The 15,018-nt window shown below is 64.6% G+C and carries 13 protein-coding genes; 4 read left to right on the plus strand and 9 right to left on the minus strand.

The genetic code is table 11. The features are described from left to right. Positions 1–18: 18 nt before the first annotated feature. From JGZ97_RS05170 to JGZ97_RS05200, 7 genes are all read right to left on the minus strand, one after another. Positions 19–627 carry a CatB-related O-acetyltransferase gene (locus tag JGZ97_RS05170; RefSeq protein WP_242521555.1) on the minus strand — a complete coding sequence of 203 codons (609 nt, stop codon included), beginning with the start codon at positions 625–627 and terminating at the stop codon, positions 19–21. Beyond that, a complete protein-coding gene (locus tag JGZ97_RS05175; RefSeq protein WP_207061554.1) occupies positions 621–1,316 on the minus strand; it encodes a lipopolysaccharide kinase InaA family protein in 696 nt (231 codons plus the stop codon). The genes JGZ97_RS05170 and JGZ97_RS05175 overlap by 7 nt, the downstream gene beginning before the upstream one ends. 4 nt (positions 1,317–1,320) lie before the next feature. Next, complete coding sequence (locus tag JGZ97_RS05180; protein WP_207061555.1) at positions 1,321–2,445, minus strand: glycosyltransferase family 4 protein; 1,125 nt, start codon at positions 2,443–2,445, stop codon at positions 1,321–1,323. Next, entirely contained in the window at positions 2,442–3,248 is an 807-nt protein-coding gene (locus JGZ97_RS05185; protein ID WP_207061556.1) for a glycosyltransferase family 2 protein, read from the minus strand. Before JGZ97_RS05185 ends, JGZ97_RS05180 begins: the two co-directional genes overlap by 4 nt. Next, positions 3,245–4,285, minus strand: a complete 1,041-nt coding sequence (locus tag JGZ97_RS05190; RefSeq protein ID WP_207061557.1) for a glycosyltransferase — start codon at positions 4,283–4,285, stop codon at positions 3,245–3,247. The genes JGZ97_RS05185 and JGZ97_RS05190 overlap by 4 nt, the downstream gene beginning before the upstream one ends. A gap of 126 nt (positions 4,286–4,411) precedes the next feature. Continuing rightward, positions 4,412–5,683 (minus strand): 3-deoxy-D-manno-octulosonic acid transferase, encoded by a 1,272-nt coding sequence (locus JGZ97_RS05195; protein ID WP_207061558.1) that lies wholly within the window; start codon positions 5,681–5,683, stop codon positions 4,412–4,414. Then, complete coding sequence (locus tag JGZ97_RS05200) at positions 5,680–6,750, minus strand: glycosyltransferase family 9 protein (RefSeq protein WP_370584009.1); 1,071 nt, start codon at positions 6,748–6,750, stop codon at positions 5,680–5,682. Before JGZ97_RS05200 ends, JGZ97_RS05195 begins: the two co-directional genes overlap by 4 nt. Positions 6,751–6,752: 2 nt before the next feature. Between JGZ97_RS05200 and JGZ97_RS05205 the strand changes: the two genes are divergently transcribed. From JGZ97_RS05205 to JGZ97_RS05215, 3 genes are all read left to right on the plus strand, one after another. Then, a complete protein-coding gene (locus JGZ97_RS05205) occupies positions 6,753–7,454 on the plus strand; it encodes a 3-deoxy-D-manno-octulosonic acid kinase (RefSeq protein ID WP_207061559.1) in 702 nt (233 codons plus the stop codon). Positions 7,455–7,635: 181 nt separating this feature from the next. Beyond that, a complete protein-coding gene (locus JGZ97_RS05210; protein WP_207061560.1) occupies positions 7,636–8,637 on the plus strand; it encodes a branched-chain amino acid aminotransferase in 1,002 nt (333 codons plus the stop codon). Positions 8,638–8,803: 166 nt separating this feature from the next. Beyond that, positions 8,804–10,552, plus strand: coding sequence for a CHASE domain-containing protein (locus JGZ97_RS05215; protein WP_207061561.1), 1,749 nt, complete (start codon positions 8,804–8,806; stop codon positions 10,550–10,552). Between the two features lie 39 nt (positions 10,553–10,591). Here JGZ97_RS05215 and JGZ97_RS05220 read toward each other — a convergent pair whose 3' ends face one another. After that, positions 10,592–13,582, minus strand: coding sequence for a DUF748 domain-containing protein (locus JGZ97_RS05220; protein WP_207061562.1), 2,991 nt, complete (start codon positions 13,580–13,582; stop codon positions 10,592–10,594). Between the two features lie 154 nt (positions 13,583–13,736). On the opposite strand from JGZ97_RS05220, the gene JGZ97_RS05225 reads away from it, so the two are divergent. Continuing rightward, positions 13,737–14,159, plus strand: a complete 423-nt coding sequence (locus JGZ97_RS05225; RefSeq protein ID WP_207061563.1) for a heavy metal-responsive transcriptional regulator — start codon at positions 13,737–13,739, stop codon at positions 14,157–14,159. 15 nt (positions 14,160–14,174) lie between these two features. Here JGZ97_RS05225 and rpiA read toward each other — a convergent pair whose 3' ends face one another. Further along, positions 14,175–14,849 carry a ribose-5-phosphate isomerase RpiA gene (rpiA, locus tag JGZ97_RS05230; RefSeq protein ID WP_207061564.1) on the minus strand — a complete coding sequence of 225 codons (675 nt, stop codon included), beginning with the start codon at positions 14,847–14,849 and terminating at the stop codon, positions 14,175–14,177. Between the last annotated feature and the right edge of the window lie 169 nt (positions 14,850–15,018).

Here is a 15,018-nt window from a genome sequence, read left to right on the forward strand (position 1 = left end):
TTAGGAATAATCGTTGGGTTAGTCAGCTTTTGAAGCGTTGTTTAGCATTTCAGTCACTCGGTCCGGATCAAGGTTCACCCAGTCTTGCCCCAAAAACTCAAAGTCGTCGTCAATATCTCGCTCGCTTATTTTCCTGGCAGGCACGCCACCATAAACGGCGTAGGGCTCAACATCCCGCGTGACGACCGCACCCGCAGCGATAACCGCCCCGGTCCCTATTTTGACGCCGTTTAGTATAACCGCTCGCGCTCCGACCCAGACGTCATGACCAATCGACGGTGGTGGCCCGTTGGCACTCACCGTTGGGTGTTTGGCGATGTAGTCTGGGTGGTTGTAGACCGCGGGAGAGGTGGTCAGAAAGCGGGTCGGGTGGTCTGTGCCCCCTATAAGGCAGTCGTACGAGATGGAGCAGTAGCGGCCGATCTGCGCCTGAAAGATGCGGGTACCCGGGTTGACGTAGGTATGGGCTCCGATGCTGACGTTTTTTCCGATCTGGACGTTCTCCTTGATAGCCGCGCCGGGCTCAATACGGCATTTTCGGGACACACGGGCGGATCTAATTGTGACCCCCGGAAATCTTCGGCGCAATTGGTATAGTTTTATCCTCTCTTTAATGGTGATCAGCATGAGGTTTGCAAAACCCTGTTGTTGAAGGCAGGCCATTCGGCTTCGGTACCACCGTGGCCAAAAAAACGTTTTTTAAACAGCGCATGATTTTTCAGAAATCGCTCCTGGGCTTTTTCCGGCGCACGGGGGTAGTGCTTCACCTCAGTGTCGATCCAGTAGAGTTCGCCCTGTGCGCTTCGCATAAGGTTGCCGAAGTGGAAGTCTCGAAACAGAACGCCTTGTGCCATCATCATTGCTAATTCATCGGCTGTCTGGTCCAGCAGTGTCTGCCGGTCGGTGGCGGCGGGGTGATGGCGCAGGTAGTCGCTTAGCGATATAGCACCGTCCAGGTACTCCAGGTAGAGCAGGGAGCGGTATTTGGCGCTCGGGTTTAGTGGCAGTGCGCGGGCCAGCACCGCCGGTGTTTTCAGCCCGCAGCTGGTCAGTAATTCGGCGCCTCGGGATTCCTTGTCCGCCGGGGTCAGTCCGGCCAGTTTGGCCAGGTTGTCGACCCAGCGATTGCGCCGGAGCGGGGCCTTTACGATAAAGCGGCGACTGGGGTCGACGAAAATATCGGAGGTGCTGTGCTCCAGCGTCAGCTGCTCAAACGCGCCGTCAAGCAGCGCTTGAGCAGCTGAAGGTTTATCGATGAAGAGCATGTGCCAGCGGTGGTAACCGTTGGGAAGGCGGATTTTGGCCAGTCGTAACATCGGGTCAGGCGCCCCGCTTTTCGAGGGCGACCTTCAGGAGGGCCTCGGTGTTGCGCTGCATGACCTGTTCAACGGCGAGCGCCTCGACCTGCTGGCAGCAGCGTTCGTGCAAGCGGCTCCCGGTCTGTTTCTGCCAGTGAATCATTGCCTCGCCCCAGTGCTCCGGCGGGGCCTCGGCATCTAGGACGCTGGCAACCTCGGAATGGACCACTTCGCTGGCACCGCACTGGCGGCTGGTAATCACCGGCACGCCGCTGGCCAGCGCCTCAATCACGCTGTAACCGAAGGGCTCGTAGCGAGTGGGTAAGACATAGCAATCGGCAGCCGCGTAGCAGACCTCAGGGTCGCGTCGCCCCCCCAGAAACGAGACGTGGCGCTCGATATTCAGGCTCCTGGCGAGGGCTTCATACTCGCCTTGATTGCTGTCGTAGCCCACTATCGCCAAGTGGCTGTCGGGGTGCGGTTGCAGTGCGCTGGCAAAGGCCTTCAGAGCGATATCCAGCCCCTTCCGTTGGTAACCGGACCCGAGGAAAAGGTAAAGGAAAGTGCTGCTCTTCAAGCCCAACTTCTCGCGCAGGGCGCCCGCGGCATCCCGGTGCTGTTCGCGGTTGAACCGGGATGTGTCCACTGCGTTGTGGATCACTGTGATTTGATCGGCGGGCACCTGGTAGTCCTTAACCAGCTCGCGCTTGGTTTTTTCCGAGTTGGCCACCACATGCCGATAGGCCCCAGGTTTAAGTGCCTTGGCTTCAATGCGGCGAGTGACGATGTCTTTTAACCGGTGTTTCTCCTTGCCGTAGGTGCTGAGCTGGAAGCTTTTGTGGGTGCCGCCGCCGATGCGGATCAGGTCATGGCTCCAGGTCTTGCCCAGGCCATAGACAAGGTCGTACTCATGGTGGCGCAAGTGGTTTTCCACCGCTTTGGCGAAGCGCCACATCCGCATTGCTTTGCCGATGGCGAAAGACTTGAGCGCCACAAATCGAACGCCGGGTGCAGGCGCTGCTTCATGGCTTCGACAGATAATCGTCACCTCATGGCCCTGGTTGACTAAGTAGGGGGCCAGTTGGTTGATGAATAGCTCGGTACCGCCAGCGTAGGCATGGCGCATGTGGACCAGGGCGATCTTCACGGCTGCTTCTCCCCTTGTTGCTTTTCCTGTTGCTGCAGGGCCCAGAGGGCGGCGTATTTGTTGAACACGTACTGGCTGGCCAGGATGGCCAGCAGAAAGCCATGCTTGCCGTCGAGAAAGCCCCTCTGGAACAGGTACTTGCGGATAAAGCAGGCGAAGGCGTGGAGCAGAGCGGTGGTCAGCCCGCTGCGCTTGCCCCGGGCGTGGCGGGCCCGGGCCCAGTCGGCGGCGTAGCGCACCGACTTGGTGACGAAGGGCTGGAACTCGGTGCAGGTGTAGTGGAGCAGGTCCCCCGCGAGCACCTCGGTCTTGCCTGCGGGGCAGTCGAGCTGCTCGTGGACCTGCGCGTCGTTGTAATGGTAGCGATCGCGGCGGTAGAGCCGGGCCACCCGGTCCGGGTACCAGCCGGAGTGGCGGATGAAGCGGCCGAAGAAGTAGCTGCTGCGGTTGACCGCGTAGACCTGTTCAGGATCGTTATTGGCCAGGGCCTGCTCGATGCTGGCCCGTAGCTGGGGCGTGACGCGTTCGTCGGCGTCGATCATCAGGATCCATTCGCTGGTGGCTGCCTCCTGGGCCCGTTGGCGCTGGCGGCCAAAGCCCGCCCAGGGGCCGGAGGTTTCTACGCGCGCGCCCAGCTCGGTGGCGATCTGCTGGGTGCCGTCGTCGCTGCCGCTGTCAAAAATCAGCACCTCGTCGGCCCAGCGCACGCTCTCGATGCAGGCGCGGATGTTGGCCGCTTCGTTCTGGCTGAGGATGACGGCGGACAGGGTTGGCTTGTCGGTGTCGGCGTCGGTATCGGTCATCGGTTCTCGGTCAGCTCCCGGTAAAGGGCCGTGTAGCGGTCGGCGATGGCGGAGGGGCTGTAAGCGGGCAGGCGTCGGGCGCCCTCGGCTGCCAGATGCCGAGCATAGTCCGGGTCCCTGTAGAGGGTCTCAATGGCCTCGGCAAGGGCGCTGGCGTCGGCCGGCGGCACCAGCAGGCCATTGGCTTGGTGCTCGACGATATCGGGAATGCCGTCGACCCGGCTGGCGACGATGGGCACCCGGTACTCCATCACGTCGAACAGCACCGAGCCCAGCCCCTCCTCCAGTGAGGGAAAGGCGAACAGGTCCAGGGCGGCAAGGTAGTCCCCGACGTTGCTTTTAAAACCGAGGAACTCGACGTTGTCGAGCCCCTCGGCCTCGGCCTTGAGCATCGCTTCGTCCCGTCCCTGGCCCAGAAACAGAAAGTGCAATTCCGGGCAGCGGGGGGCGAGCTGGCGGGCCGCCTCGATTAGGTGGCGCTGCCCCTTGTGCTTGTTGACCAGCGCGCCGATGTGGCCGACCAGGAACTTGCCCGGGTAGCGTTGGCGAATCGCCGCGGCTGCCTCGGGGTCGTGGTCGAGGTGGGCGCACATGCTGGGAATCACCCGCGTGGTCAGGGCCGGATCATAGGCGTGCAAACCGGTTTCGATGGCGCGGGAGAGCGCCACCACGCAGGATGAACGGCGGTAGGCCAGGCGGGTGCTGGCGCGCGTCTTCAGCGGGTTGGGCACGCGCCGGGTAATCAGGTAGGGGGCGCCGCCCAGGGCGTTCTCCAGCAGGCACCAGTGCACCGCACGGCCATCGTGGGCGTGGAGTAAATCGACTCCGCGCCGTCCCAGGCGGTGTCCGCCAAGGGGGGAGTTGGCAGTGTGAAAACGCAGGTTATCCACATCGGCCAGGTGCTCGCGCAGGGGCGAGGTCGCGCGGCAGACCAGTGCCTGGGTAAAACCGCGTGCGGCCAGCTCGCGAATCAGCAGGCCGGTCTGGCGCTCGCCGCCGCGAAAGCCTTTCGAGAGATTGACATGGCAGATGTGCATGGGGCGTGGTTGTCCGCGATTATTCGCAAATAGCCCGCCGGCAGGCTGGCCGTGGCGGCCCCGCCTAATCGGACGGGGCCGAAAAAAGAGCATGGTATCACGCTCGCCGCCCGCGCTGTAGCGGGCTCAGGGCTGGGGGAGCTGGCCCAGAATCAGCGCCGCCTGATCGGCGGCGGCGCCCTGCAGCTGTTCCTGGCACTGCCTCGCCTGCCGGGCCATGTGCTGTCGCGCCCCGGCGTCGGCCAGCAGCGCATCAAGGGATTGCTGGAGCGCCTCCGGGGTATCCACCTGCTGCAGGGCCTCGGCTTCGAGGAAACGCTGCAGGATATCGTCGAAATTGCGCATGTCCGGCCCCACCACCATCGGGCAGTCGCAGGCGGCGGGCTCAAGAATGTTGTGGCCGCCGACGGTGCTGAAGCTGCCCGCGACCCAGGCCAGATCGGCCGCGGTGTAGAAGGCCAGCAGCTCGCCCAGGGTGTCGGCCAGGTAAACCTGGGTCTTCTCGGCCACCGGGGTGTCATCGCGGCTGCGTTGCTGCCAGGCGAAGCCGGAGCGCTCGCAGAGCTCGGCGACGGCGGCGAAGCGCTGCGGGTGGCGGGGCACGATCACCAGCAACGCCTGGTCATGGTGCCCGAGGATCCGGCGCTGGCACTCCAGAGCGATCTGCTCCTCCCCGTCGTGGGTACTGGCGGCCAGCCAGACCGGGCGATCCGTCCCCAGGTGGCGGCGCAGCGCCTCCCCCTGATCACGGGTGTTGGCGTCCAGGGTCAGGGTGTACTTCACGTTGCCACTGACTCGCAGCCGTGAGGGGCTGACACCGAGCCGCTGGTAACGTTCGGCGATCGCAGGACTTTGGGCCAGGATCAGCTGCGCCCGTTGCAGGGTTTCCCGCCAGAGGGCCGGCAGCTGGCGCTGGTAGCGATTCAGGGAGCTCTCGGAGAGACGCCCGTTGGCCAGCACGATCGGGACGCCCCGGGCCTGGGCCTGGCTCCAGAGCTGAGGCCAGATCTCCACCTCCATCACCAGCAGCAGGCGTGGCCGAATGGCATCCAGGGCCCGGCGCACGGCACCAGGAGAATCGTAAGGCGCGTAGAGGTGCCGGTCCGCCTCGCCCAGGGCCGGGCGGATGGTGGCCGCGCCGGTGGCGGTGGTGGTGGTGACCACGAAGGGGCCTTGGTAACCCTGGGCCCGCAGGGTGTCGATCAGCAGGATGGCGGCCTTGGCCTCCCCCAGCGAGGCCGCGTGCAGCCAGATGGGAGTAGCGGGAAGGGGCGTGGAATAATGCCCCAGCCGCTCACGCCAGCGCGCCGGATCCTGCTTGCGGCCGAGCCACAGGGCCAGGGGGGTGGCCAGGGTGATCAGCGAACGGTAGAGCCCCCGCTGCGCGCCTGCGCTCACGCCGTTGCCTCAAGGACCAGGCGGTCCAGCATGGCGATCACCTCCTCGGGGGTGATCGCGTCCATGACATCGGGCTCGCGTACCCGCTTGCCCCAGCTCACCGCCTCGACTTCGCAGTCGAAGGCGCGTCGCACCTGATCCGGGTAGCGGTTGACCACCCAGTGACGGCTCAGGTAGGGGCCGGTGCGATCCGGGTTGGAACTGGCATAGAGGCCCAGGGCGGGGGTGCCGGTGGCGGTGGCCATGTGCATCGGCCCCGAGTCCGGTCCCAGCACCAGGCGGGCCCCTTCGACCAGCGCCAGCAGGCTTTTCAGGGAGGTGCGCCCGATCAGGTTGCGGGGAGCGTGCTGACAGAGGCGGCTGATGCGGCGGCCGTAATCCTGTTCCAGCTCGGTATCGCCCCCGGTCAGCACGCACGCCAGCCCGTGTTGTGCGAAGGCGTGATCGATGACCCGGGCGTAGCCCTCGGCTGACCAGTTGCGAAAGTTGCGTACCCGCTGGCTGGAGCAGGGGCTGATCAGCAGGTAGGGGCCGTTCGGGGCAAAGGCGTTGGCGGCGTCGCGCTCGGCCTCGGGAATGGGAATATCCCACTGCAGCGGCTCCGCCTTCGCCCCCAGGGCCCGGGAAAAATCCAGAAACCCTTCCAGCACGTGGCTGCGCGGGTGGGGGGGGATCTGCCGGTTGCAGAACCAGTTCTGGTGGTCCTTGGCCCGGGCATCGTCGAACCCCAGGCGAAGGGCGGCGGGAATCGCCAGGGAGACCAGGCTGGCGCGCAGCGCTGCCTGCATATGCAGCAGCACATCGAATTGGCGTTCCCTGAGCTGGCGGCGCAGGGCGAGTACGCCGCGGATGCCGGATTTCTTGTCGTAGGGGATGAACTCCACCCCCTTGAGGCCGGCCAGCAGGCGGTGTTCCACCTTGCCAATGATCCAGGTTATGCGACAATCGGGCCATTGCCTCTGCAGTGCCCGAACCGCCGGCACCGCATTACAGACATCCCCCAGCGCAGAGAGGCGCAGGATGCAGATCGATCGAGGCGCATGGGTCAGCGGTAGGTCCGAGTTCACGAATGACGTTCCAGATTCTGCAGCAGAGCGGGGGCACCGTGCTGGCGGTGCCGGAGTTGGTAGAGCATATTACTCCTTCCTGGTTTGATCTCAACTGGTGGCAGGCCCGGGGCCAGTCGGTGCGCTCGGCGCCGGGACGGGGCGAGAGTTACTTCCTCGACTACGAAGGCTGGCCGCTGGTGTGGCGTCACTACAAGCGTGGCGGGCTGGTGGCGCGCCTCAGCGAGGACCGCTACCTCTGGCCCGGCCTTACGCGAACCCGCGCCTACCGGGAGTTCACCCTGACCGAACAGCTGCGCCAGCGCGGCCTGCCGGTGCCGCGCCCGTTGCTGGCCCGTGTTCAGCGGTGCGGGCTGAGCTATCGCGCTGATCTCTTTACTCAACGCCTGCCGGCGGTACGCTCCATGGCCGATGCGCTGGCCAGCGGGGCCGAGCAGGTGCCCTGGGACGAGGTGGGCCGGACCCTGGCCCGCTTTCACCGGGAGGGGCTGGACCATGTCGACCTCAACCTGCGCAATATCTTGATCGATGCCCAGGGGCGTGTCTTTGTGATCGACTTTGACCGCTGTCGCTTGCGCCAGCCCGCTGTCAGCTGGCAACAGGGAAACCTGCGTCGCCTGCGCCGCTCCCTGCACAAATTGTTCCCTGGTGCCGAGCTGGACGCCGAGTGGCAGCGGCTTCTGGCTGCCTATGACCGGGGCTGAATGCCGGGCCGCGGGCGGGAGCTACGACCTTGGTGCCACTCAATTCCTTTTTCCAGAATTGCTGATTACAATCATCCTACGAGTCAATCGGCACGTCCCGGCGTGGGACTTCTGTGCGTCCCATTCCCCGCGCCGAGTCTAACTAAAACAATGTTTCATCATGGTGATTTGAGGTAGCTCAATGGCAGCATTCGGTACCCTGTTCATGCCCGAAATGGCGATTTCCTGGTTTGACGGCTCCGCCTGGAGCGAGCCCAAGCTGGTGGCCAGCGACAGTATCCAGCTGCATCCGGGGGCCCATGTTCTGCACTACTCCAGCACCTGCTTTGAAGGGCTCAAGGCGTTTCGTCACGAGGACGGCAGCATCAAGGTGTTCCGCATGGACGCCAGTATGGCCCGCTTCGCCCAGAGCAGCCGCCTGCTGGCCCTGCCCGAGATTGATCCGGCGATGAGCTCGCGCATGATCACCGAAACCGTTGCCCGCTTTGCGTCCGAGGTCCCCGCGCCTCCGGGCTCCATGTATATCCGTCCCACTCACTTCGGTACCGAGCCGGCGATCGGCAAGGCGGCGGCGCCCTCCAGCACCTCCTGCCAGTACATCCTGCTCTCCCCGGTGGGTGATTACTTTGCCGGCGGCGACAGTTGTTTGCGCCTGCTGGTCGAGGACCAGGGCATGCGCTGCGCGCCCCACAACGGCATGATCAAGAGCGGCGGCAATTACGCCAGCGCCCTGCGCCCGATCTTGGCGGCCCGGGCTGAGTACCAGGCGGACCAGGTGCTGTTCTGCCCCGGCGGCGATGTCCAGGAGACCGGTGCCGCCAACTTCCTGTTGATCGACGGTGACGAGATCATCACCAAGGCGCTGGATGAGAGCTTTCTGCACGGCATCACCCGGGACTCGATTCTCACCCTGGCCCGTGACCTGGGGATGCGGGTTTCCGAGCGCCCGCTGAGCGTCGACGAGCTGCTTGAGCGGGCGGCCAAACCCGGCTGTGAGGCCGCGCTTTCAGGCACCGCGGCGGTGCTGGCCCCGGTTGGGACGCTGATCTACCGGGGCAAGGAGTACGCGGTGGGCAGCGGTAAGGTGGGTGAGACCACCGTGCGTCTGCGCCAGGCCCTGAACGATATTCAGTGGGGCAAGGCGGAAGACCGTTTCGGCTGGCTGACCAGCATCGACCTGTAATAAGGCGCCTTTGCAGGCGCTGCCCTTCCTTTATCCCCCTCCCGCTCTCGGGAGGGGGCCCCGCTTTTGAGCGGACGCCGGCGCGACGGCGGTTGCGCAGCAAAAGCCCTCAGCATACACTCGGACTTGCATTCCACTCAGACCGCCATCAGAGCCTTATCCGTTGATGATCAAGCAAAAACTCACAGCATTGGGGGTTGTATGGGCGGTCGTCACCCTGTTCTTTCTGGTGCTGCTGCTGTTGCTGGATATCAGTGAACAGCGGGAAAACCTGCAGCTTGAAAGCAGCATCATCTACGAGCATGCCTACGAACGGGCCCTGGTCAACGAGGTGCTGCTGCATAACTTTGTCGAGCTGGTGGAGACCGATCCGGATAACCTTGACCAGATCCGCCGCTACGCGACGGAGATGCGTGAGCACTACCCCCATATCCTGCGCCTGATGATCCACGAGCGGATCCAGCCGGCCCAGGTCGAGAGCCTTGAGCGGGAGATGCACGGGCGCGGCTATCCACGCTTTCGGGTCCGCACCGTGCACCCGGAAACGCACCAGTTGACGCCGGCCCGCACCGGGCAGCCGGTTTACTACCCCATTACCTTTGTCGAGCCCATGAACGCCGAAGGCGAGCGTTTGCTGGGGCTGGACAGTTACTCCTTTCCGGGTAACCGCGCCGCCATGATGCAGGCCAGTTATTATCTGGATGTGTTTGCCTCTGACCCGTACCCGCTGGTTGACGGCAGTATCGGCTATCGCCTGTTTCACGCGCTGGACGCGACGGTGCTGCCGCAGGAGAACGCCCACCGCCTGGTGTCGCTCACCATTCGGGCCGATGAGCTGCTGCCGCCGCTGCCCCATATCAAGTCGGGATTGCGGGTTACCCTGTTTGACGGCCAGGGCAAGGAGCTGGTGACCCGGCGGGAAAAGGTGGGCGCGGGGCCCGCGAGCGAGTCGCTGCTGCCGGTGCTGGCGGAGAGGCGCAGCATCAGCCGGTTCGGTCAGTCCCTGGAGGTTTTGATCGAGAAGCAGCTGCGCTGGAACGAGATGAACTGGCCCATTGCGCTGGTGGTACTGATCTTTTCGGCGATCGCCTACCTGCTCACCCAGCAAAACTACCAGCGTAAGCAGGAGGCGGAGGGTGAGCTGGTGCGGCTCAACCGCAAGCTGCGCCAGGAACGCGACCTGCTGGAGGACCGGGTGCAGGAGCGCACCTGGGAACTGGTGAAAACCAACTCCGAGCTGCGCAAACAGGTGAAAGAGAACCGCAGCCTGACCCAGAAAGTGTTGATTATTCAGGAAGAGGAACGGCGCAATATCGCCCGTGAGCTGCACGATGAGATGGGCCAGTCGCTGACTGCGATCCGTACCGATGCCCACCTGCTCAAGCAGTTGACCCAGGAGGATCCGGAGTCGGTGCTGCACCAGGCGGCGCACTCCATCGACAGCATTGCCCAGCGCATCTACAGCGTCACCTACGGCCTGATGCGGGCCCTGCGGCCCTCGGCGCTGGATGACCTGGGGCTGGCCGACGCGCTCAAGGAGTGCATCGCCAACACTCACCTGGACACCGCCGGCGTGCAACTGCACCTGGAAATGGAGGGCGCCCTGAACGAGCTCAACGAAGCGCTGAACATCAGCTGTTATCGTCTGGTTCAGGAGGCGCTGAACAACTGCGTCAAGCATGCCGAGGCCAAGAACATCTGGCTCAGCGTGCGCCGCGAGTCCTCACCTGAGGGGCGGCTGGTGGTCTCCATCGAGGACGACGGCAAGGGCTTTGACGAACGCAACTACCGCAGCGGCTTCGGCCTGATCGGCATGCGCGAACGGGTTCTTGCCCAGGGAGGAAGCTTCAACCTGCGAACCCAGCCTGAGGGTGGCACCCGGATCGAGGCCAGCCTGCCGGTGGTCGAGGAGTAGGCAAGCCCGGCTTCCTTCCCTTTTTCCCGCCAAGCAACTTTACAGCCCCAGTTTGACTCGGGGGCGCTCCGTGCTGGTGGAATCCACCTCCGGGAGGCAGCCGAACAGCTGCTTGGGGTTCACCGCCGCCTGTTGCAGGTAATCCATGACCCGGTCGGCCCGGCGCTGGGCCAGGTCGTTCAGAATCCGCAACTGCGCCTCGCTGACCAGCATCGACCGGGCCGCCTGGGACGCACCGGCCACCGGTGGCTGGGTATCGGCGATGGCCCCGAGGGCCTCGGCATCGGCCTTGACGGCGGTGCCGCAAAGGTTGAGCCGGATGCCGTCCCGTTCCTTGAGCATGCCTTCGAGTTTGGCGAGGTAGTTTAGGGCCTCGGGGTCGAGTTCGTCCGAGCCCGGGGCGAAATAGACCGGCGCCAGCTCGATGGCACTGCCCTGCTGCTTGACCGCCATGCGGGTGAGGGCGATCAGGGCGCCATAAGGCTGCAGGGCCGTCACCAGGTAGGCCATGGCCGCTTTTTTAGTCACGTTGGCCATCACGGTGTTGATGATGCTCTGGTAGCCGAATTCCGGGTCGTCCAGGGAGCCTTCGATGGGCAGTGACAGGGCTACGTTGTTGTCGCCGTCGGTCAGGATCGAGATCGCTGTTTCCAAGGGCATGCCCAGCTGCTGGTCGAACGCTCCGGCTGCCTCTGGAGCCTGGTGCTTCACTTGCAGGTTGTTGATGCGCAATTCGTTCTGACTTTTCACCAGACCTTTGTCCAGCGTTCCCTGAGTATCCACGTAGAGCTGCCCGCTGCTGAGCTGATAGCCGGTGTAGCGCGCCATATAGGGGCTGAAGGGGGGCAGGGAGAGATCCTCGATGCCGCCCTTCCAGTTGCCGGTCGGCTTGGGGGCGAACCAGGCGTATTGACCGTCAAGCGTCAGCTCGCCGAAGCGGTTGATCCGGCCCTGCACGCTGAACGGCCCCGGTGCCTCGCTGCTGGAGTCCAGCTGCTCAACCTGCAGCTTTGCCAGGGTCAGGGTCAGGGTCGTGGGGGGATGAACGGTGGCACCGGTATACGCCAGGGTGGCGGGGGCGCTGAGCTGTAGCTTGCCAAGGCGAAATGCAAAGGGTTCAGCCTCAGGCGCATTAACCGGCTCGGCGTCGTCTGGCTGGGCTGGGGATGCAGGAGCCGTGTCGGCGGCGGGCGCTCCCTTGACCTTTGTCAGCCAGCGGCTCCAGCGCGCGGGGCGCCCCTGCTTATCGGTCACGACCCCGGTTTTCAACGCCCCGACATTGATCTGCTCGACCTCTGCCTGTTTTGGACCGGCACTTAGCTGGCTCACGTCCACGCCTTCAAGCTGCAGCAGAGTCGCCTTGTCCAGCGTGACTTGCAGGGGGCCAAGGACGAGCGCCTGGGCGCGGTAGAGGTCAGGTTGGGGCAGGGAGAGATTCTCCAGGGCGAGGCTTTCGAGTGCGGCCAGGGGCGCGCCCGCATCATCCTGCAGCGCCATCTGCTCCAGCCGGGCATCACCCGAGAGGTGTTTCAGGCTGCCTTGGGCAAGGTCGACGCCGACGCCTCCCTGCCAGGCGAGCGCCTGCAGCCCCAGCTGCAGGTGGGGCAGGGTCAGGCTCAGCGGCTCGGTGCCCAGGGTGCCCTCAAAGTCGAGGCCATCGCCATTGCCCACCAGGGTGCCTTCGAGCGTCACCGCTTTTTCTGCCAGGCGCATCGTCTGCCGGCCCAGCTCAAGGTTGTCGAGTGTTAATCGGTGCTGGCTCTGCAGGTCGCTCAGAGTGCCCTCTGTCTGGGCCAGCTCGGCGGTGCCCTCCCATTGCAACTGTCCGAGCGCCAGCTCCAGGGCCGACTCGGGTTGGCGGGCGGCGATATCTGCCAGGTTCAGGTTGCCGCGGGTGGACACGGTGACGGCACCCTCGGTTTCGAGCTTCACCTGCGCTGTTCCCTGCCAGCGCAGTTGGGCCTGGCTCAAATGGGCGCCCTGGGCGGTCTCGACCTCGGTGGCCCTCAGCGTCAATGTCCCATCAGCGTCCGCCTGTTGCCCCGCTTCGCTGCGGGCGAGGGAGGCGGTCCCTTCCCAGGCGGCGCCTTCGAGGCGTCCGGATGCCACGTCTGGCTGGCTCCCTTCGGCGCTATTAAGCTCAAGGGTTCCGTCCAGGCTGGCGGTGCGCAACCCCTCGCTTCCTACGGCTGCGCGGGTGCTGCCCTGCCAGCTCACTTGGCCTATCCCCGCCTGTTCCCCGTAGCGCACATTCTGGAGGTCGATACTGCCCTCCTGGGCGAGCAGCAGCCCGTCGGCATCCTGGCTGAAGGTCAGGCTCAGGTCCGTGGTCAGCGCGCCTTCAACGGGCACCGGCATCCAGGGGTTGAGCAGGGGGCCAAGCTGCAGGGCCTCGATGCGAAGCTGGCTATCCGCGGCGGGTGCCGCGGCGAACGGGGTGGCGTTGCTGGTGATTTTAAGCGCGCTCTCGTTGAGTTGGCCTTCGAGCTGGATGCGGCTCGCCTGGCCCGGTTCCCATGTGCGGAGCAGATCGAGGCTGGCCTGGTCGATGTACAGACGCTGGGTGGCCTGTTTGAGGGTGGCCGTGACCTCGATATCATCCAGGGCCAGCTGGCTCAGGCCCCAGCTCCAGGCGCTTTTGCGAGGCTCGTCGGCGGCCGGCTCCTGGGCGGGTGGAAACAGCAGCGGGCCTGCCTGCCAGCCTTCAGCGCCCTGGACCAGGGGGACGAAGGTGCGAGACAGCGCGATGCGGTCAAGGTGCAGGCGGCGCTGGAAGAGGGCCGGAATCTCCAGGTCCAGCTGCAGGTCGCCCACGCGAAGTTCGCCGCGCTGCCCCGTTGCCTCCAGGCCCTGCAGGTGCAGGAAGCCGGTCCAGATATTGAGATAGAGTCCTTTGATGTCGACCTGCTCGGCGCCGAAATTTTCTAACTGCTTGGCCAGTTGCCAGCGCGCCAGCAGCGGCGGCGCCAGGGTGATAAGGAGCAGCAGAGCAACCACACTCAGCAGGATGTAGGTCTTGCGGTTCAGCATGGGGCGATCATCCTTCGTTGCCGGACTGGAGCCGGCGACCGATCCGTTTCGCCCGGCGCGCTTGGGTCTTGGCGGCGAGGTTGCCTTAAGGGCAGTACCGACGCCAAAATGCAGTGATTTCAACGAGCCGGAGGCGGGGCTTCACCCCTAGTATATGTCGAGATTACGCATCGGGCAGGTGGCCCGGGAGGCCGGAATCAGTGTGGAAACCGTACGTTACTACGAGCAGCGGGGGTTGATCGAAGCCCCGCGCCGCAGTGACGCGGGGTACCGGGAGTACCCGGCCTCGGTGCGTGAGCGCCTGGCCTTTATCGCCCGGGGCAAGGCGCTGGGGTTTTCCCTGGACGAGGTGCGCGAACTGCTGGATCTGCAGCTCGATGCCGACGCCGACCGGGCCGCGGTCAAGGGGTTGGTGGAGGAGAAAATGGCCCTGATCGACGCCAAGATGGCGGAGCTGGCCCGGCTGCGGGGCTCGCTTGCGCAGCTCTCCCGCCAGTGTGACGGCAGCGGTTCGGCCAAGGGCTGCCCGATTCTGGCTTACCTGGTTCAGGGGACGTCGGAAGCGGATGCCCCCTGAGCCGGTGCGGGCCGGTTACTCGGCCCGCAGCACCTCGACCCCCTCGGGGGTGCCCATCAGCACAAGGTCCGCGGGGCGGGCGGCGAAGAGACCGTTGGTGACCACGCCCACCAGGTTGTTGAGGCGCTCCTCCAGGGCCACGGCGGCCTCGATCTCAAGGTTGTGGACGTCGAGAATCTGGTTGCCGTTGTCGGTGACGAAACCTTCCCGGTAGACCGGCTGGGCGTCCAGCTTGAACAGCTCCCGGGCCACGTAACTGCGGGCCATGGGGATCACCTCCACGGGCAGGGGGAATTCGCCCAGCAGCTCCACTTTTTTGGTCTCGTCGACGATACAGATGAAGGTCTTCGCCACGGCGGCGACGATCTTCTCCCGGGTCAGGGCGCCGCCGCCGCCCTTGATCAGCTCCAGGCGCTGGTTGAACTCGTCCGCGCCGTCGATGTAGTAATCCAGCTGGTTGACCGAGTTGAGGTCGTAGACCGGAATGCCGTGTCCCTGCAGGCGCTCGGCCGTCGCCTCGCTGCTGGCGACGGCACCGTCGAAGAGGTGCTTGATGTTGGCCAGTTCGTCGATAAAGAAGTTGGCGGTGGAGCCGGTGCCGACTCCGACAATACTGGTGTTGTCGAGCTGGCCCTGGATCTGTTCGACCGCGGCTCGCGCCACTGCCTGCTTCATCTCATCTTGGGTCATGGGGGTCTCTGTCTTGTGGTTGGGCTGGGGGTGATTGGCTGGAGCCGTCGAGGGGGGAATTATACGCGCCCCGGGGCAGGGCTTGTAGACGTACCCGCTGAATACTGATTAATATAGCCGGTTTCGGTTTTGCCCCCGCGAATCAATCAGCAACCTGCTTCGGACCTCC

The organism is Motiliproteus sp. SC1-56 (genome assembly GCF_017309075.1).
GTDB lineage: Bacteria > Pseudomonadota > Gammaproteobacteria > Pseudomonadales > Balneatricaceae > Motiliproteus.